Source organism: Inquilinus sp. CA228, from assembly GCF_052078665.1.
Lineage (GTDB): Bacteria > Pseudomonadota > Alphaproteobacteria > DSM-16000 > Inquilinaceae > Inquilinus.
In genome coordinates, this window is sequence record NZ_JBQJIK010000027.1 from 18482 (window position 1) to 35081 (window position 16600).

General features: G+C 71.3%; 21 protein-coding genes. 11 read left to right on the top strand and 10 right to left on the bottom strand.

Translation table 11 applies throughout. From position 1 onward, the window contains the following. Positions 1-75: 75 nt before the first annotated feature. Positions 76-1617 carry a 2,3-bisphosphoglycerate-independent phosphoglycerate mutase gene (gpmI, locus tag ACTOWL_RS15260; RefSeq protein WP_441322098.1) on the bottom strand — a complete coding sequence of 514 codons (1542 nt, stop codon included), beginning with the start codon at positions 1615-1617 and terminating at the stop codon, positions 76-78. A 92-nt stretch (positions 1618-1709) separates the two neighbouring features. On the opposite strand from gpmI, the gene ACTOWL_RS15265 reads away from it, so the two are divergent. Together ACTOWL_RS15265 and ACTOWL_RS15270 are read left to right on the top strand one after the other, a co-directional pair. Continuing rightward, positions 1710-2111 (top strand): hypothetical protein, encoded by a 402-nt coding sequence (locus tag ACTOWL_RS15265; RefSeq protein ID WP_441322099.1) that lies wholly within the window; start codon positions 1710-1712, stop codon positions 2109-2111. 29 nt (positions 2112-2140) lie between these two features. Further along, complete coding sequence (locus ACTOWL_RS15270) at positions 2141-2575, top strand: hypothetical protein (protein ID WP_441322100.1); 435 nt, start codon at positions 2141-2143, stop codon at positions 2573-2575. A 20-nt stretch (positions 2576-2595) separates the two neighbouring features. On the opposite strand, the gene ACTOWL_RS15275 is transcribed toward ACTOWL_RS15270, so the two are convergent. From ACTOWL_RS15275 to ACTOWL_RS15305, 7 genes are all read right to left on the bottom strand, one after another. After that, positions 2596-3006 carry a DUF2306 domain-containing protein gene (locus ACTOWL_RS15275; protein WP_441322101.1) on the bottom strand — a complete coding sequence of 137 codons (411 nt, stop codon included), beginning with the start codon at positions 3004-3006 and terminating at the stop codon, positions 2596-2598. Between the two features lie 27 nt (positions 3007-3033). Further along, positions 3034-3492, bottom strand: coding sequence for a 23S rRNA (pseudouridine(1915)-N(3))-methyltransferase RlmH (rlmH, locus tag ACTOWL_RS15280; RefSeq protein WP_441322102.1), 459 nt, complete (start codon positions 3490-3492; stop codon positions 3034-3036). Between the two features lie 21 nt (positions 3493-3513). Further along, the gene (gene rsfS, locus ACTOWL_RS15285) at positions 3514-3960 is read right to left on the bottom strand and encodes a ribosome silencing factor (RefSeq protein ID WP_441322103.1); all 447 of its coding nucleotides are present in this window, start codon (positions 3958-3960) and stop codon (positions 3514-3516) included. 31 nt (positions 3961-3991) lie between these two features. Continuing rightward, complete coding sequence (locus ACTOWL_RS15290; RefSeq protein ID WP_441322104.1) at positions 3992-4642, bottom strand: nicotinate-nucleotide adenylyltransferase; 651 nt, start codon at positions 4640-4642, stop codon at positions 3992-3994. A gap of 105 nt (positions 4643-4747) precedes the next feature. Then, complete coding sequence (locus ACTOWL_RS15295; RefSeq protein WP_441322105.1) at positions 4748-6031, bottom strand: glutamate-5-semialdehyde dehydrogenase; 1284 nt, start codon at positions 6029-6031, stop codon at positions 4748-4750. Between the two features lie 52 nt (positions 6032-6083). Further along, positions 6084-8027 carry a glycoside hydrolase family 15 protein gene (locus ACTOWL_RS15300; RefSeq protein WP_441322106.1) on the bottom strand — a complete coding sequence of 648 codons (1944 nt, stop codon included), beginning with the start codon at positions 8025-8027 and terminating at the stop codon, positions 6084-6086. A gap of 19 nt (positions 8028-8046) precedes the next feature. Further along, positions 8047-8307 (bottom strand): hypothetical protein, encoded by a 261-nt coding sequence (locus ACTOWL_RS15305; protein ID WP_441322107.1) that lies wholly within the window; start codon positions 8305-8307, stop codon positions 8047-8049. Here ACTOWL_RS15305 and ACTOWL_RS15310 point away from each other — a divergent pair. Together ACTOWL_RS15310 and ACTOWL_RS15315 are read left to right on the top strand one after the other, a co-directional pair. After that, entirely contained in the window at positions 8306-8839 is a 534-nt protein-coding gene (locus tag ACTOWL_RS15310; protein ID WP_441322108.1) for a tetratricopeptide repeat protein, read from the top strand. The genes ACTOWL_RS15305 and ACTOWL_RS15310 overlap by 2 nt on opposite strands. Positions 8840-8887: 48 nt before the next feature. Beyond that, positions 8888-9445 carry a tetratricopeptide repeat protein gene (locus tag ACTOWL_RS15315; RefSeq protein WP_441322109.1) on the top strand — a complete coding sequence of 186 codons (558 nt, stop codon included), beginning with the start codon at positions 8888-8890 and terminating at the stop codon, positions 9443-9445. On the opposite strand, the gene ACTOWL_RS15320 is transcribed toward ACTOWL_RS15315, so the two are convergent. Beyond that, positions 9442-9852 (bottom strand): MerR family transcriptional regulator, encoded by a 411-nt coding sequence (locus ACTOWL_RS15320; RefSeq protein ID WP_441322110.1) that lies wholly within the window; start codon positions 9850-9852, stop codon positions 9442-9444. The genes ACTOWL_RS15315 and ACTOWL_RS15320 overlap by 4 nt on opposite strands. A 92-nt stretch (positions 9853-9944) precedes the next feature. On the opposite strand from ACTOWL_RS15320, the gene ACTOWL_RS15325 reads away from it, so the two are divergent. The 7 genes from ACTOWL_RS15325 (at position 9945) to ACTOWL_RS15355 (ending at position 16182) form a co-directional block, all read left to right on the top strand. Then, a complete protein-coding gene (locus ACTOWL_RS15325; protein WP_441322174.1) occupies positions 9945-10178 on the top strand; it encodes a GDCCVxC domain-containing (seleno)protein in 234 nt (77 codons plus the stop codon). Continuing rightward, positions 10171-10560, top strand: a complete 390-nt coding sequence (locus tag ACTOWL_RS15330; RefSeq protein WP_441322111.1) for a hypothetical protein — start codon at positions 10171-10173, stop codon at positions 10558-10560. The genes ACTOWL_RS15325 and ACTOWL_RS15330 overlap by 8 nt, the downstream gene beginning before the upstream one ends. A 131-nt stretch (positions 10561-10691) precedes the next feature. Further along, the gene (locus ACTOWL_RS15335) at positions 10692-11570 is read left to right on the top strand and encodes a helix-turn-helix transcriptional regulator (RefSeq protein ID WP_441322112.1); all 879 of its coding nucleotides are present in this window, start codon (positions 10692-10694) and stop codon (positions 11568-11570) included. A gap of 105 nt (positions 11571-11675) precedes the next feature. Next, a complete protein-coding gene (locus tag ACTOWL_RS15340) occupies positions 11676-12302 on the top strand; it encodes a 2Fe-2S iron-sulfur cluster-binding protein (RefSeq protein ID WP_441322113.1) in 627 nt (208 codons plus the stop codon). Between the two features lie 3 nt (positions 12303-12305). After that, positions 12306-13292: an FAD binding domain-containing protein gene (locus ACTOWL_RS15345; protein WP_441322114.1), complete on the top strand. Its 987-nt coding sequence runs from the start codon at positions 12306-12308 to the stop codon at positions 13290-13292. Positions 13293-13299: 7 nt separating this feature from the next. After that, positions 13300-15486, top strand: a complete 2187-nt coding sequence (locus ACTOWL_RS15350) for a xanthine dehydrogenase family protein molybdopterin-binding subunit (RefSeq protein WP_441322115.1) — start codon at positions 13300-13302, stop codon at positions 15484-15486. Positions 15487-15567: 81 nt separating this feature from the next. After that, complete coding sequence (locus ACTOWL_RS15355) at positions 15568-16182, top strand: nuclear transport factor 2 family protein (protein WP_441322116.1); 615 nt, start codon at positions 15568-15570, stop codon at positions 16180-16182. Between the two features lie 18 nt (positions 16183-16200). On the opposite strand, the gene ACTOWL_RS15360 is transcribed toward ACTOWL_RS15355, so the two are convergent. Beyond that, on the bottom strand, positions 16201-16590 hold the full coding sequence (locus ACTOWL_RS15360; protein WP_441322117.1) for a nuclear transport factor 2 family protein: 390 nt from the start codon (positions 16588-16590) through the stop codon (positions 16201-16203). Between the last annotated feature and the right edge of the window lie 10 nt (positions 16591-16600).

Here is a 16600-nt window from a genome sequence, read left to right on the forward strand (position 1 = left end):
GGGTTTCGGCGGGATCAAGTTACCTGACGTCCACTTTTGCAGTTTCGCGTCACCTTGCCGCCCTGATTGCGGTATTCAGGCGGCGTCGATGAGGCTGCGCCCGGTCATCTGCTCCGGTTGCGCCAGCCCCATCAGCTGCAGCAGGGTCGGCGCCACATCGGCCAGCCTGCCGTCATGCAGGCTGCGGCGCGGCTCCGGCGCGTTGACCAGGATCACCGGCACCTTGTTCAGCGTGTGCGCGGTGTGCGGGCCGCCGGTGGTGGGATCGCGCATCAGCTCGGCATTGCCGTGGTCGGCGGTGACGATCATGGCGCCGCCCTGGCGCCGGACGGCGGCCTCGACCTTGCCGAGGCAGGTGTCGACCGTCTCGCAGGCCTTGATCGCCGCCGCCAGGATGCCGGTGTGGCCGACCATGTCCGGGTTGGCGAAATTGACCACCACCAGGTCGTATTTGCCGCTGTCGATGGCCGCCACCAGCTTGTCGCACACCTCCGGCGCCGACATCTCGGGCTGCAGGTCGTAGGTCGCGACCTTTGGGGAGGGGACCAGGATGCGGTCCTCGCCGGGAAATTGCTTCTCCTCGCCGCCGTTGAAGAAGAAGGTCACGTGCGGGTACTTCTCGGTCTCGGCGGTGCGCAGCTGGGTCCTGCCGGCCTCCGCCACCACCTGGCCCAGACCCTTGTCGATCGATTTCGGCGGGAAGATCGCCGACATGAAGCGGTTCAGCAGGTCGGAATACTCGACCAGGCCGCAGGCATCGGCGAAGCGGATCGGGGTGCGGGCGAAGCCGTCGAAGGCCGGGTCCAGCAGCGCCTGCAGGATCTCGCGCACCCGGTCGGCCCGGAAATTGGCGCACAGCACGCCGTCGCCGTCCTTCATGCCGGCATAGTCGCCGATCACGCTCGGCAGGATGAACTCGTCGCCGGTGTCGGCCTTGTAGGCGGCCTCGATCGCGGCGACCGGGTCCGGCGCCGCCTCGCCCTTGGCCTCGGCGACGGCCCGGTAGGCCTTCTCGACCCGCTCCCAGCGCTTGTCGCGGTCCATGGCGTAGTAGCGGCCGTCGACCGTGGCGACGCGGGCGTTCGGCAGCCCGCCGATATCCTTCAGGAAGCGGCGCAGATAATCGGCGCCGGCGCGGGGCGGGGTGTCGCGGCCGTCGGTGTAGGTGTGGACGGCGACCGGCACGCCGGCCTCGGCGACGATCTTGGCCAGCGCCGCGATCTGGTCCTGATGGGCATGCACGCCGCCGGGCGACAGCAGGCCCATCAGGTGGCAGGTGCCGCCGGAGGCCTTCAGCGCCTCGATGTGCTGGCGCAGCGCCTTGGCCTTGGCCAGCGAGCCGTCGGCGATGGCGTTGAAGATCATCTGCAGGTCCTGGAACACCACCCGGCCGGCGCCGAGATTCATGTGCCCGACCTCGGAATTGCCGATCTGGCCATGCGGCAGGCCGACGGCCTCCTCGCTGGCCTGCAGGAAGGCGTGCGGCTCCGCGGCCCACAGCCGGTCGAAATTCGGCGTCTCGGCCAGGCGCACGGCGTTGTCCGCCTCCTCCTCGCGCCAGCCCCAGCCGTCGAGGACGCACAGGACGACGGGGCGGGGTGGGGTCACTGCGCTCATCGCATGTCCTTTCTCGGAATCCAGCCTTCATGTATCGATTGGCGCCGCCGGGGCAAGGGCGTTTCGCCCCGGCAGCGCGGAACGGAGGCGGCATGGCGACGTTCGATACCCGATGGTTCCCGGCGGCCCTGCTCCTCGTGGGCTGTGCCGGTCCCGTGGTCGGTGCCGCCTATGACACCAAGGACCCGGTCGACCGCTGGCAGGCGGCGCTGCGGGCCAACGCCGCGCGCTATGTCTGCGGCGCGGCGCTGGAGGAGGGGCGGGAGGCCCGGCTGTCCGACGCCATGGTCGAGGCCCAGCGCCAGGCGACCGAAGCGCTGGCCAAGCGGGAGGACACGGTGCCGACCGATCCGGAGGTGCTGGGCGACATCGCGTCCCGCCGCACGCAGCAGGAGCGGGTGGTGCGCGATGCGGTCGCAGAGCGCGGCTGCTCCGATCCGCAGATCATGGATCTGATCGCCCTCGCCGAACGTTTGTCCGCCGGTCAGGGCTGACCCGGCCTGGAACGACAACGGAGAACCGGATGCGCATCGCGCGCTTTGCATCGGTCGCGGCGGTCGCGGCTCTTGCCCTCGGGGCCTGCGTGCCGCAGCAGCCCTATTACGACCCCGAGCCGGCGCCGGTCTCGCCGCAGCCGGGCTATGCCGGCGATGCGCTGCAGCGCTACGACGCCATGGTCCGGGCCGAGGCCGCGGCGCGGTCCTGCCGGGTGCGGCTCGACCCGCAGCAGGAGCAGCGCTTCGGGGAGGTGCTGTCGCAGGCGGAATCCGATGCGGCGGGGCAGCTCGCCGGCGCCTCGGGCGCGCCTGGCGGCGAGTCCGCGGTGTGGCAGGAGCTCGGCTCCCGCCGCGCGGCGAATGAGCGCGACGCCGCCAGCCTGGCCCGCCAGCGCGGCTGCCGCTCCGGCCCGGTCGAGGAGTTGATCGGCAGCTACCGCAACTTCGCGGCGACCGGCTGACGGCACCGCCTCGGCGTGCCTCAGGGCCCGAACAGGACCTGGAACATGATCCGTCCGGGAACGGCGAAGGCCACGATCAAGGGGATGCCGAGGGCGAGATAGGCGATCCTCCGCATGATCCGGCGGTGACGCTCGACGTCGTGCCGCCGGGCGGCGGTGACCGCCTGCCATAGGCTGGCCAGGGTGAGGACGGCCAGGAGGTGAAGCCAGCTCACCGGCCCGACATGCGGCGGGATTGGGCGGTCCAGGATGAAGAAGGCGCTGATGCAGACGCCGACGACCGCCGCGGTCCAGATCCAGCCCATGGCGCGGTGGCGCGGCGTTCCCTTCGGCAGGATCAGCTGCAGCGGCGCCAAGATGACGGCGATGCAGACCGCGGCGACGTGCAGCTGGATGGCGAGTGGAGCGTCCAGCAGCGGTGCAAGCGACATGGCCTTCCGCCCCCTCTCGTCACGCCCTCAGGCCCGATGATACGGATGGCCGCTCAGGATGGTCTGGGCGCGGTAGATCTGCTCCGCCAGCATCGTCCGGGCCAGCATGTGCGGCCAGGTCAGGCGGCCGAAGGACAGCAGCAGCTCGGCGCGGTCGCGCACCGCATCGTCATGGCCGTCGGCGCCGCCGATCAGGAAGGCCGCCTCGGCGCGGCCCTCGTCGCGCCAGCGGCCGAGCAGGCGGGCGAAGCCGGCGCTGTCGAGGTCGCGGCCACGCTCGTCCAGCGCCACCACGGCGGCCCCGGCCGGCACCGCGGCCAGCAGCAGCGCGGCTTCCTCGCGCTTCAATGCGAAGCCGGACAGGCCCTTGCGGGCCTCGACCTCACGCAGGGTCAACGGCCAGACGGAGCGGCCGGCATAGTCGTCGAACAGGTCGCGCAACGGCCCCGTGCGGGCGCGGCCGACCGCGGCAATGGTCAGCCGCATCGCGGAGCCGTCGGGACCGGCTCAGGCGGTGCCGATGCGGCTCACCCGCTCGGCGTCGTCGTCCCACATCTTCTCGAGGGCGTAGAAATCGCGCACCTCGGGGCGGAACAGATGGACGACCACGTCGCCGGCGTCGATCAGCACCCAGTCGCCGCGCGCCTGACCCTCGATCTGGATCGGGCCGGGCGCCAGCGGCTTCAGCTTCTCCAGCAGATGGTCGGCCATGGCGGCGACCTGGCGCGAGGAGCGGCCGGTGGCGATGATCAGGCTGTCGGCGATGGAGGACCGGCCGGTCAGGTCGATCACGACCATATCCTCGGCCTTGTCGTCGTCGAGCGACGTCAGAGCAGTCTCGAGCAGAGGCCGGGCAAGGCTGGCGGCGAGACCCGGCGGCAGACGCCCGGCTTCGGCCCGGGGCGTCACGGTGTTCGGTCGTATGGCGGTCACCTCATGGTTGTGCGGCTGCACGGCGCTGATGCGCCCCCTTAGACTAACATAGTCATGGCGCGTCTGCGCCATGGGCGTCGACGGGGCTGGGGCGAGGCGACCGCGCGGCTCTCAGCGCCGTGGCCGAGGCCGGATGACGCTTCGCCAGGAAGAACACCCAGGCCGGTGCGGCCGTTCCGGCCAGTGCCCGGGTGTGATCCTGGTCGATCCGCGCCCGCGCGAACCGCTGCGCCGCCAATCCCGACAACGCTCTTAGAGAATAGGTAGGCCGGTCGTAGACGGCAACCGGCACGGTCTGGAAGATTTTCGCCCAGCGCTGCCAGTGGCGGATCTGCGCCAGGTTGTCGGCGCCCATCAGCCAGACGAACTCGGTCCGCGGGAAGCGGGCGGTCAGCGCCCGCAGCGTGTCGGCGGTGTAGCGGGTGCCGAGCTCGGCCTCGATGCCGGTGACGACGATGCGGGGGTGGCGGGCGGCGCGCCGGGCGGAGTCGATCCGCTCGGCGAAGGGCGCCATGCCGTCGGCCGGTTTCAGCGGGTTCTGCGGCGACACCAGCCACCACACGGCGTCCAGGCCCAGACGCTTCATCGCCTCCAGGCTGATGTGCCGGTGCCCGTCATGGGCCGGGTTGAACGACCCGCCGAGCAGCCCGACGCGGCAGCCGTCCCAGATCCGGCCATGCCGGGGATTGGGCGGAGTCAGCACGACGCGAACCTGCCTGAGGAATGAGCTGCGGCTGCATCATCCGTCCGGAGTGTGGATGGCAAGGGCATTGCTGATGGGTGCAATCGAGGGGGATCCCGCCGGCCGTCAGGGCCGGGTCTGGCCGGTGCCGCGGACGAGGTATTTGTAGCTCGTCAGCTGCTCGGTGCCGACCGGGCCGCGGGCGTGCAGCCGGCCGGTGGCGATGCCGATCTCGGTGCCCATGCCGAATTCGCCGCCATCGGCGAACTGGGTCGAGGCGTTGACCAGCACGATGGCGCTGTCGACCCGGGCCAGGAAGGCCTCGGTCGCGGCCTCGTCGGCGGTGACGATGCTGTCGGTGTGGTGGCTGCCGTGCAGGTTGACGTGCTCGATCGCGGCGTCCAGCCCGTCCACCGTCTTCACCGACAGGATGGCGTCGAGATACTCGGTGTCCCAGTCGTCGTCGGAGGCGGCGAGGACGCGCGGGTCGATCGCCTGGACCACGGTGTCGCCGCGGATCTCGCAGCCGGCCTCGATCAGGTCGTCCAGGATCGACCGCAGCATCGACCCGGCGACGCTGCGGTCGACCAGCAGCGTCTCGGTCGCGCCGCACACGCCGGTGCGCCGCATCTTGGCGTTGTAGACGACGCGCCGCGCCATCTCCGGGTCGGCCGCCTCGTGCACATAGGTGTGGCAGATGCCGTCCAGGTGCCACAGCACCGGGATCCGGCTGTCCGCCGCCACCCGGGCGGTCAGCGACTTGCCGCCGCGCGGGATGACGACGTCGACGAACTCGGTCAGGCCCAGCAGCTCACCGACCGCGGCGCGGTCACGAGTCGGCACCAGCTGCACCGCGCTGCGCGGCAGCCCGGCCTTCTTCAGCCCGTGCCCGACCGCGGCGGCGATGGCGGTGGAGCTGCGGAAGCTCTCCGACCCGCAGCGCAGGATGCAGGCGTTGCCGGATTTCAGGCACAGCGCGGCGGCATCGGCGGTGACGTTGGGCCGGCTCTCGAAGATCACGCCGATCACGCCGAGGGGCACCCGCACGCGCTGGATGCGCAGCCCGTTCGGCTGGGTCCAGTCGGCCAGCACCGTGCCGATCGGGTCGGGCAGGGCGGCCACGGCCTCCAGCCCCCGGGCGATCGCCTCGATCCGCGCCTCGTCCAGCGCCAGCCGGTCGAGGAAGGACCCGGCGACGCCGTTCCGCCGCGCCTCCGCCATGTCCTCGGCATTGGCCGCCAGGATCAGGTCGCGGTCGTCGCGGATCGCCGTCGCCGCCGCCGCCAGAGCCGCGTCCTTCTGCGGTCGCGGCGCCAGGGCCAGCGCGGCAGCGGCGCTGCGCGCGGCGGCGCCCAGGCGGCGCATCAACTCGGCGGTGCTCTCGGTGTCGGCGTCGAACAGGGCGGTCATCGTGCAGGCTTCCAAGGTCGATGCGGCAGCCTAGCGCAGAGTTCCGCCGGTTTCACTGCGCTTCGGCCGCAGGGACGTCATGTCCGTCCTGGCTGCGGTCCTCGGCCGGTCCGCGAATCTCGGCCAGGTTCAGGGCGGTGTTGATCACCCCGATATGGCTGAAGGCCTGCGGGAAATTGCCGAGCTGGCGTCGCGCGATCGGGTCGTACTCCTCCGCCAGCAGCCCGACATCGTTGGCCAGGCCCAGCAGGCGTTCGTACAGCACGGTGGCGCGGTCGACGGCGCCGATCATGGCCAGCGCATCGGCCAGCCAGAAGCTGCAGACCAGGAAGGTGCCCTCCTCGCCGGCCAGGCCGTCGACCCCCGAAACCGTCTCGTAGCGTCGGGCCAGGCCGTCGACGGTCAGCTCGCGCTCGATCGCCTCGACCGTGCCGATCACCCGCGGGTCGTCCGGCGGCAGGAAGCCCACCATCGGGATCTGCAGCAGCGCCGCATCCAGCAGATCGGAGCCGTAGGACTGGGTGAAGCTGTTGCGCTTCTCGGAGAAGCCCTTGGCGCAGATCTCGGCATGGATGCGGTCGCGCAAGGCCCGCCAGACCTTGACCGGCCCCTCCAGCCCGAACTGCTCGACCGCCTTGATCGAGCGGTCGAAGGCGACCCAGGCCATCACCTTGCTGTGCACGAAATGCCGCCGGGCCCCGCGGATCTCCCACAGCCCCTCATCCGGCTTGTCCCAGATCTTCTCGAGATAGCCGAGCAGCACCCGCTGCACCCGCCAGGCGTCGTGCGGATGGGTCAGGTGCTTCTTGCGGGCGACATGGATGGCGTCCAGCAGCTCGCCATAGACGTCGAGCTGCAGCTGGGCATGAGCGCCGTTGCCGATCCGCACCGGCTTGCTGCCCTCGTAGCCGGCCAGCCACGGGATCTCCAGCTCGGTCAGCCGGCGCTCGCCGCCCAGCCCGTACATGATCTGCAGCTGCTCCGGCCGCCCCGCCGCGGCCCGACGCAGCCAGTCGCGCCAGGACGCCGCCTCCTCGGTGAAGCCGGCGCCGAGCAGGGCGTAGAGGGTCAGGGTCGCGTCGCGGATCCAGCAGTAGCGGTAGTCCCAGTTGCGCTCGCCGCCGATCTCCTCGGGCAGCGAGGTGGTGGCCGCGGCGACGATGCCGCCGGTCGGCGCATAGGTCAGGGCCTTGAGGGTGAGGGCGGAGCGCAGCACCGCCTCGCGGTAGGGCCCCTCATAGGTGCAGTGATGGGCCCAGCCGTGCCACCAGGTCTCGGTGTCGGTCAGCGACCGGAACGGGTCGATCGCGCCCGGCTCGGGCATGTGCGACGGGTACCAGGTCAGGATGAAGGGCACCCGCTCGCCGGCCTCGACGGTGAAGTCGCCGACCGTCTTCATCGATTCGCCGTGCAGCGGGATCGGCGACCGGAAGCGCAGCGCGTCGGGCCCGGCGATGGCGACGATGCCGTCCGGCCGGTGCCGCACCCAGGGCACGATGCGGCCGTAGTCGAAGCGGAACGCCGCCTCCATCCGCATCGGCACGCTGCCGCTGCGGCCCTCGACCAGCCGGACGATCGAGATCTCGTCCTCGCGGTGCGGGAAGGGCATGAAGTCGATCAGCGCGACGGTGCCGGCCTCGGTCTCGAACTCGGTCTCCAGCACCAGCGTGTTGTCGCGGTAGCGCCGGCGGGTGTGGGCGGCGGTGTGGCTCTCCGGCGCGATCTGCCAATGGCCGTTCTCGGTGTCGCCCAGCAGGCGGGCGAAGCAGGCGTCGGAATCGAAGCGCGGCAGGCACAGCCAGTCGATCGAGCCGTCGCGGCCGACCAGCGCGGTGGTGCGGCAGTTGCCGATGATGGCGTAGTCCTCGATCCGCCCGGCCGGGCCCTTGAAGCGCCCCTCGGCGCGCACCCGCGGCTGCTTGCCGGTGGCCCGCCCCTCGGTGCCGTCGACGTCCGGGGTGGGGACTGCGTCCGGGTGCCCTGTCAGTGACGCCATATTGGTCTCCGCTGTGTCGTCATGCCGGGGAAGGTGGGAAGAGCCGGTTTGTTCCGCTGCGCTGATAGCTTACACCGCGACGGAACGCCGCGCGCCCGGCCACGGCGATCGATCCGATCACCATAGCGGTCCCGATCGCGATGTCGAATAATGCGCCGCCCGACTCCTTGCGTCGGACGCGCAGCCGCCTTTCGGTTATTGCAATCTTTGATGTTGTCTTCTCAGGAACGGGCCCCAATCTTCTGATTATGAAGGCGTTGCGCATCCTGGCTGTGGTCATGGCCGTTCTCGCGACGCCGTGCGGGACCCTCTCGGCGGCGGATGCGCCGATTCGTCTCGACGCGCTGCTCGACCAGCTCCGGACCGCCGAAGATCTGGCGGAGGCGCAGTGGCTGGAGCGGCAGATCTGGACCCGGTGGCTGAGCTACGAAGGGGCCGACCCGCTGGTGCCGGACCTGCTGCGGCGCGGCAACGCCGCCCTCCAGCAGCGCGACTATGCGCTGGCCGAAGCCGCCTTCACCGCGGTGGTGGAGCGGGCGCCGGATTTCGCCGAGGGCTGGGACCGCCGCGCGGTGGTGCGCTTCCTGCGCGGCGATTGCGACGGCGCGGTCCGGGACATCGACCGCACCCTGGTGCTGGAGCCGCGGCATTTCGGGGCGCTGTTCGGCCTCGGCCTGTGCCGGATCGTGCAGGGTGACCATCAGGCCGCGCTGGACGCCTTCGAACGGGTGCTGGCGCTGGACCCGCACTACGCGCCGGCCCGGAGCCAGGCGGCGCTGATGCGCAAATATCTCGCCGGCTACCCGCTCTGATCCGGTTCGCCTCTTGCCGAGCGGCCGGGCCGGACCGATCTTCATCCCATGCGCCGCATCCTCGTCCTGCTGCTGCCGATTCTGCTGTTCGTCCTGGCCGGCCCGGCCGTGGCCCAGGACCGGGCGGCGCAGCTGGATGCGCTGTTCGACAGGCTGAAGACGGTGGCGCCGGAGGACGAGCCGGCGCTGCAGACCCAGATCTGGCGGCTCTGGTTCGCCTATGACGGCACGGACCCGGACGTCCCGGGATTGCTGGAGCGCGGCAACACCGCGATGGCAAAGGACGACTACACCGTGGCCGAGGCCGCCTTCACCGCGGTGATCGAGAGCGACCCGGCCTATGCCGAGGGCTGGAACCGGCGGGCCACGGTGCGCTATCTGCGCGGCAACATTCAGGGCTCGATCGCCGACATCGACCAGGTGCTGGCGCGCGAGCCCCGCCATTTCGGCGCGCTGTCGGGACTCGGCCTGTGCCGGATCAAGCTCGGCGATATCCAGGGGGCGATCGATGCCTATCAGCGCGTCCTGGTCATAGACCCGCAGATGGCCACCGCCCACACCCAGATCGAGCGGCTGAAGAAGCTCCAGGCCGGGGACCCGATCTAAGCGGTCTCCGCGAGCATGTCGAGGACGGGACAGGCCGGCGACACCCGTCCGGAGCACTTCTCCACCGTGCGCGACAGGATGCCCTCCAGCCTGCGGAGGTCGGCGATCTTGGCGCGGACCTCGTCGAGATGCGCCAGGGTCAGGACCCTGACCTCGGCGCAGGAGGCGTGCCCCGGTTCAGCCAGGGCCAGCAGCGCCCGGATCTCCTCGATGCCGAAGCCGAGCTCCCGCGCCCTGCGGATGAACGACAGGCGCCGCACATGGTGGAGGTCGTAGCTCCGATATCCGCTTCCGGTCCGGGCCGGCTGCGGCATCAGGCCGATGCGCTCGTAGTAGCGCACGGTCTCCAGATGGATCCCCGCCGCGGCCGCCAGCTTCCCGACCGTCAGCCCCTTCGTCGACACCATCGCGATCCTGCTTGAGTCCGTAGTGGCTACGGGGTTCATGATGCGCTTGTCCGGCGAGGAATGCGACCTTCGCTGAGGCTGAGGTGGCCGACATGATCCAAATGACGTCTACCCTCACCTGTCCGCGCTGTGGCCACCGGGCCACCGAAACCATGCCCACCGATTCCTGCCAGTTCTTTTACGACTGCAGGGGTTGCGGGGCCGTGCTCAGGCCAAAGCCCGGGGATTGCTGTGTGTTCTGCTCCTACGGCACGGCGCCTTGCCCGCCGGTCCAGGAGGCGCGGATGGGCGGCGGGGTCTCCTGCTGCGGGGGCGGACATGGTTGAGGACTGCCAAACCTGTTTCGAGACGCCGGCCGGAGACTGGGCCGGCGACTGGCGCAGCCTGACTCTGTTCTGGGGACTTCCCTTCGCGGCGATGCTCGCCGGTTGGCTCCTGGTGGATCCGGGGCCTCGCACGGCTCTCTGGGGCGCGATGCTGGTCTGGATGGGTGGTGCCTGCCTCGCCAATGCGCGCCGATGTGGTCGCACCCATTGCCGGTTCACCGGTCCGTTCTTCCTGGTGATGGCCCTGCTGGTCGCGGCCTACGGGATGGGCGCACTGCCGATCGGCCCATGGGGCTGGGCCATCCTCGTCGGCGTCACGCTCATCGGCAACGCCGTCCTGTGGTGGGGAAGCGAGCGGTTGCTGGGCCGGCTCGTTCGGTGAGGTGACATTGCAGCGCCCATGGCCGCCGGCCGGGCCAGCCGCGCGACGATCCGACGCGACCGGGTTCAACCGGACGCTGGTGCCCCCATATCATGAGGGGTTCCTGCCGCATCGGGAGGTCGAGCGCCGCCATGTCGATCCGCCCCATCTTCGGCGACGGGCATATCCGGACCCGCGAAGACACGACGGTCCAGCTGCACCAGGCCTCCTGGTTCGGCTCCAGGGTGCTGTTCGATCACCGGCGCTGGGTGTGCCGCGAGGTGGAGATGCGCTGGACCGCGCCGCGGCACCTCCTGGTGCTGACCGCTGCCGGCCGGACCGCCGGCACCCGCGTCCAGGCCGAGGGCCGGCTCCTGTTCGACGGTCCTGACCGGCCCGGTGTCTTCACCTTCGTCCCGGCCGGCGCGGAGCGCACCGGCGTCTACCGCGGCGCCGACCTCCGTTACTCCGCCCTGTGGATCGACCCTGCCTGGGATCGCGCCGACCGCCTGGCCGACCTGCCGATCCTGGTGAACCGCAGCGACGCCGTGATCGGCACGCTGATCGGCGCGCTGCAGGCCGAGATCGCGCTCGGCTGCCGACCCGACGCCGCCTATGTCGAGCATCTGGTGGCCCTGCTCGGGTTCCGGCTGGCGGCGCTGGACCACGCCCTGCCGCCGGCGTCGCGGCACGGGCGGCTCGGCCGCCGCACCCTGGCGCGGGTCCGGGAGTATGTCGATTCCAACATCGCCGATGACATCTCGCTGACCGAGATGGCCGAGGCCGCCGGCATGGGCGCGGACAGCTTCGCCCGCCGCTTCAAGGCCACGACCGGCACGGCTCCCTATGCCTTCGTGCTGGAGGAGCGGATCCGCCGGGCCGAGGCGCTGCTCGCCGACGCCGCCCTGCCGATCGGGACCATCGCCATCCGCCTCGGCTTCTCGAGCCAGAGCCACTTCACCGCCACCTTCCGGCGCCTCCGCGGCACCAGCCCGCGGGCCCACCGGATGCGGATTCTTCCCGAAACCTGACAGTCCGGCCGGTTTCCTGACAGCGGCCCGGCGCGGGCGCCCCCACCTCCCCGTCATCGACGAGAACCGGCCCCGGCCGCCTCGTCCCGCAGACGGGGATGCTCCATGGCCGCAGCTGACGGCAACGCCGGACCGACGCGCCGTTCCGTGCTGGAGGCCGGCGCCGCAGCCAGCCTGGTCTTCACCGCCGCCACGCCCGCCGCGGCGCAGCAGCCCGCGCCGATCCGGACGGCGGCGGTGCGGCTCTCGATCAACGGGCAGGAGCGTGCGGTCGAGCTGGACACGCGGACGACGCTGCTCGACGCGCTGCGCAACACGCTCGACCTCACCGGGTCGAAGAAGGGCTGCGACCACGGCCAGTGCGGCGCCTGCACGGTGCTGGTGAACGGCCGGCGGATCAATGCCTGCCTGACCCTCGCGGTGATGCATGAGGGCGACGAGATCACCACCATCGAGGGCCTGGCGAACGGCGACACGCTGCACCCGATGCAGGCCGCCTTCGTCGCCCGCGACGCGTTCCAGTGCGGCTACTGTACGCCCGGGCAGATCTGTTCCGCCGTCGGCATGCTGGGCGAGGCCGCGGCCGGCTGGCCGAGCCATGCCACCGCCGACGGCGCCGCCTTCGCCGAGCTCAGCGATGCCGAGATCCGCGAGCGCATGAGCGGCAACATCTGCCGCTGCGCCGCCTACCCCAACATCGTCGCGGCGATCCGCGACGTGGCGGAGGCCTGACCGATGCAGCCCTTCACCTATGAGCGCGCGGTCCACGTGCAGGGAGCGGCCGCGGCGGTGGCGTCCCGGCCCGGGGCCCGCTTCATCGCCGGCGGCACCAACCTGCTCGACCTGATGAAGCTGGGGGTCGAGCGGCCGACCCATCTGGTCGACATCAGCCGGTTGCCGCTCGACCGGATCGAGCCGACGCCGGAGGGCGGCCTGCGCATCGGATCGCAGCTCCGCAACAGCGATCTCGCCGCCGACCCGATGGTGCGGCAGCGCTATCCGGTGCTGGCCCAGGCGCTGCTGGCGGGGGCGTCGGGGCAGATCCGCAACAAGGCCTCGACCGGCGGCAACCTGCTGCAACGCACCCGCTGCCCGTATTTCCAGGACCTCGCGCTGCCCTGCAACAAGCGCAGCCCGGGCTCCGGCTGCGCCGCGCTGGACGGTTTCAACCGCATGCACGCGGTGCTCGGGGCCGGCGATGACTGCATCGCCGTCCATCCCTCCGACATGGCGGTGGCCATGGCCGCGCTCGACGCCCGGGTCGAAACCATCCGGCCCGACGGCGGGATGCGCGCGATCCCGGTCGGCGGGCTGCACCGGCCGGCCGGCACCACCCCGGATGTCGAGACCGCGCTCGGCCCCGGCGAGATGATCACGGCGGTGGTCCTGCCCCCACCGCCACCGGGCCGGCAGCTCTACCGAAAGGTGCGGGACCGGGCCTCCTATGCCTTCGCCCTGGTCTCGGTCGCCGCCATCGTCGAGGCCGAGGGCGGCCACATCCGCAGCGCCCGTATCGCCCTGGGCGGCGTGGCCCCGAAGCCCTGGCGCGCCGAGGAGGCGGAGCGGGTGCTGGCCGGCGCCGCCGCGGCGGACGACAGCTACCGCGACGCCGCCGCAGCCGCCCTGGCCGATGCGCGAGGGCGCCCCGGCAACGCATTCAAGATCCAGTTGGCCCAACGGACGCTGCGGCACACTCTGGCCGCGGCCGTCGTGCACGCGTGAGGGAGCGATGGCGAATGACAGCGCCGTGATCGGCAAGCCGGTCGACCGGGTCGACGGCCCCCTCAAGGTCACCGGGCGGGCGACCTACGCCTATGAGCATGTGCCGGACGAGGCGCCGGCCTATGGCGTCATCCTCGGTGCCGCCATCGCCCGCGGGCGGATCGCCGCGATCGACACGGCGGAGGCGGAGCGGGCGCCGGGCGTGCTGCATGTGATGACGCATCGCAACGCGCCACCCCAGGCCGCCTTCGGCCCGCCGGTCACGCCGACCGTGCCGGAGGTGTTCACCCGCGCCCGACCGATGCTCGCCGACGACCGGGTGCGCTTCCATGACGAGCCGGTGGCACTGGTGGTGGCCGAGAGCTTCGAGGCCGCCCGCGCCGCCGCCGGCCTGATCCGGGTCCGCTATGAGGAGGAGGTCGGCGCCTTCGATCTTGCCGGCCGCCTGGCCGAGGCCTATGCGCCGCCGCGGACCAATGCCGGGATGCAGACCGACAGCGCCATCGGTGATTTCGAAGGCGCCTTCGCTGCCGCGCCGGTCAAGGTCGAGGCCCTCTACCGGACGCCCTATGAGCACCACAACCCGATGGAGCCGCACGCCACGCTGGCCGAATGGTCCGGCGACATGGTGACGATCCGCACCGGGGCCCAGACCCTGGCGAATTTCCGCGCCGGCATCGCCAACACCCTCGGCCTCCCGCCGGAGAATGTCCGGATCGTCAGCCCCTTCACCGGCGGCGGCTTCGGCGCCAAGCTGACGGTGCATGCCGACACGGTGCTGGCCGCCCTGGCCGCGCGCGTGCTGCGGCGCCCGGTCAAGATCGCCCTGACCCGGCAGCAGATGTTCGGCAATGCCGGGCATCGGGCGGAGATGATGCATCTGGTCCGCCTCGGCGCGGACCAGGAGGGGCGGCTGACCGCGCTCGGCCACGACGTCTGCTCGGCCACCTCCCGGGTCGAGGAGTTCTGCGAGCAGACTGCGGTCGTCACCCGGTCGCTCTACGCCGCCCCGAACCGGCTGACCCGGCACCGGCTGGTGCCGGTCGATCTCCGCCGCGGCGAATGGATGCGCGCGCCCGGCGAGGCGCCGGGCCTGATGGCCTTCGAATGCGGCATGGACGAGCTGGCCGAACGGCTCGGCCTCGATCCGATCGAGCTCAGGATCCGCAACGAGCCGGCGCAGGATCCGGAGCGCGGCGTGCCCTTCGCCAGCCGCAACCTGGTCGGCTGCCTGCGCGAGGGCGCGCGCCGCTTCGGCTGGGACCGCCGCAGCGCCGAGCCGGGGCAGGTCCGCGAGGGGCGCAAGCTGATCGGCATGGGTGTGGCGGCGGCGATCCGGGCCAACTACATCGGCGCCGCCGCCGCCCGGGTGGCGATCGACGCCCGCGCCCGGGTGACCGTGCAGCTCGACATGACCGATATCGGCACCGGCACCTACACCATCCTGGCCCAGATCGCGGCCGAGCGGCTCGGCGTGCCGCTGTCGGCGGTGACGGTCGAGCTCGGCGACAGCCGCTTCCCGCGCACCGCGGGATCCGGCGGCTCCTGGGGCGCGGCCAGCTCGGGCTCCGCCGTGCACCAGGCCTGCCTCACCCTGCGCGCGAAGATCGCCGAAGCCGCGGGGGTTGGCGACGGCACGCCGCTGCCCGATCTCCTCGCCCGCATCGCCCCGGACGGGCTCGAGGCCGAGGGGGCGTCGACCCCGATGGCCGCGAACCCGGACTACAAGGCCTACTCGCAGCACTCCCACGGCGCCCAGTTCGCCGAGGTCGCGGTCGACATCGACACCGGCGAGATCCGGCTGCGCCGCATGCTGGCGGTGATCGATGCCGGCCGCCTGCTCAACGCCAAGACCGCGCGGTCGCAGATCATCGGCGGCATGACCTGGGGCCTGGGCGCGGCGCTGATGGAGGAGACGCATCTCGACCCGCGCCACGGCCGCTTCGTCAACCGCGACCTCGCCGAATACCACGTCCCGGTCCATGCCGATGTGCCGGAGCTCGAGGTCGTGTTCCTGGAGCAGCCGGACGAAAAGGCGAACCCGCTCGGCGCCAAGGGGATCGGCGAGCTCGGCGTCTGCGGCGCCGGCGCGGCGGTGGCCAACGCCGTCCACAACGCCACCGGCGTGCGGGTGCGCGACTTCCCGATCACCCTCGACAAGCTGCTGCCCGGCCTGCCCTTGGCGGATGTGTGACCGGCAGGCCCGCTGTTCAGGAAGGCGTCAGCCTCCATATCTCCATATCCTTCGAGGTCGATGCCGAACCAGGAGCAAGCCATGCGTGTCCATGACAGCGATCCCGGCGGCCCGTCTCGGCGCCGTTTCGTACTGGCCTCGGCGGCAACGGCTCTGGGGCTGGTGGCGACGGGCACGCCGCGTCCCGCCGCGGCCCAGCCCGCCGATGCGCCGGCCGCACCCGGAGTGGACTTGAGGAAGGAGGACCCCATGGCGCTGTCTCTGCAGGAGATCTCGGACCGGCTCGAAATCCAGGATCTCCTGACCCGTTACTGCTATGCGGTCGACGATCGCGACTGGGATGCGTATCGCCGTGTCTTCACGCCCGAGGCGGTCATCGACGATACGGTGACCGGTGGGATCAAGAGCGGCGTCGAAGCGCATGTGACCTATCTCGACCGCGCCCTGTCCAAGATCCTGATCTCGCAGCACGCGATCTCGACCGTCCTGGTGGAGGTCCGCGGCGACGAGGCCGCGGCGCGGCTGCACTGCTCATGCCCGATGGTGGTGAACCTCGGCGACGGAAAGACCCAGGTCTTCTTCCAGGGGCTTTGGTATCGCGACAAGCTGACCCGAACCCCGGGCGGCTGGCGCATCAGCGAGCTCGTCGAGGAAGGCTACTGGAACCACAACCTGCCGGCCGGATTCAGGTTCTGACGCGTTGCGACAGCATGGTCAGTGGATGGTGCCGGCCGGCTTGGCGGGGGTGGCGGCGGCCTCGCGGGTCGGGCCGGCCTGGTGATGCACCAGGCGCCAGCCTTCGGGCTCGCGGCTGAACACGTTGGTGGCCGCCAGCCGGTTGTCGCCGATCTTCTCGATGCACAGCACGATGGCGGTGTCGCCGTAGTCCAGCAGCCGTGCCGCCTCGGCGCTGATGCGCGGCGGATCCTTCAGGATCGCCGCCCAGCTCTTCATCACCGCCTCGCGCCCGGCCAGGACCGGCCAGCCCGGATGGATGCAGGCGACCGGCTGGCGGCGCGACCACAGCGCCTCCATCGCCGCTGCGTCACCCTGCGCAAGGGCGGCATAGAAGGCCTGGTTGGCGGCGAGCGGGGAACTGGTCATCGGCGGCCGG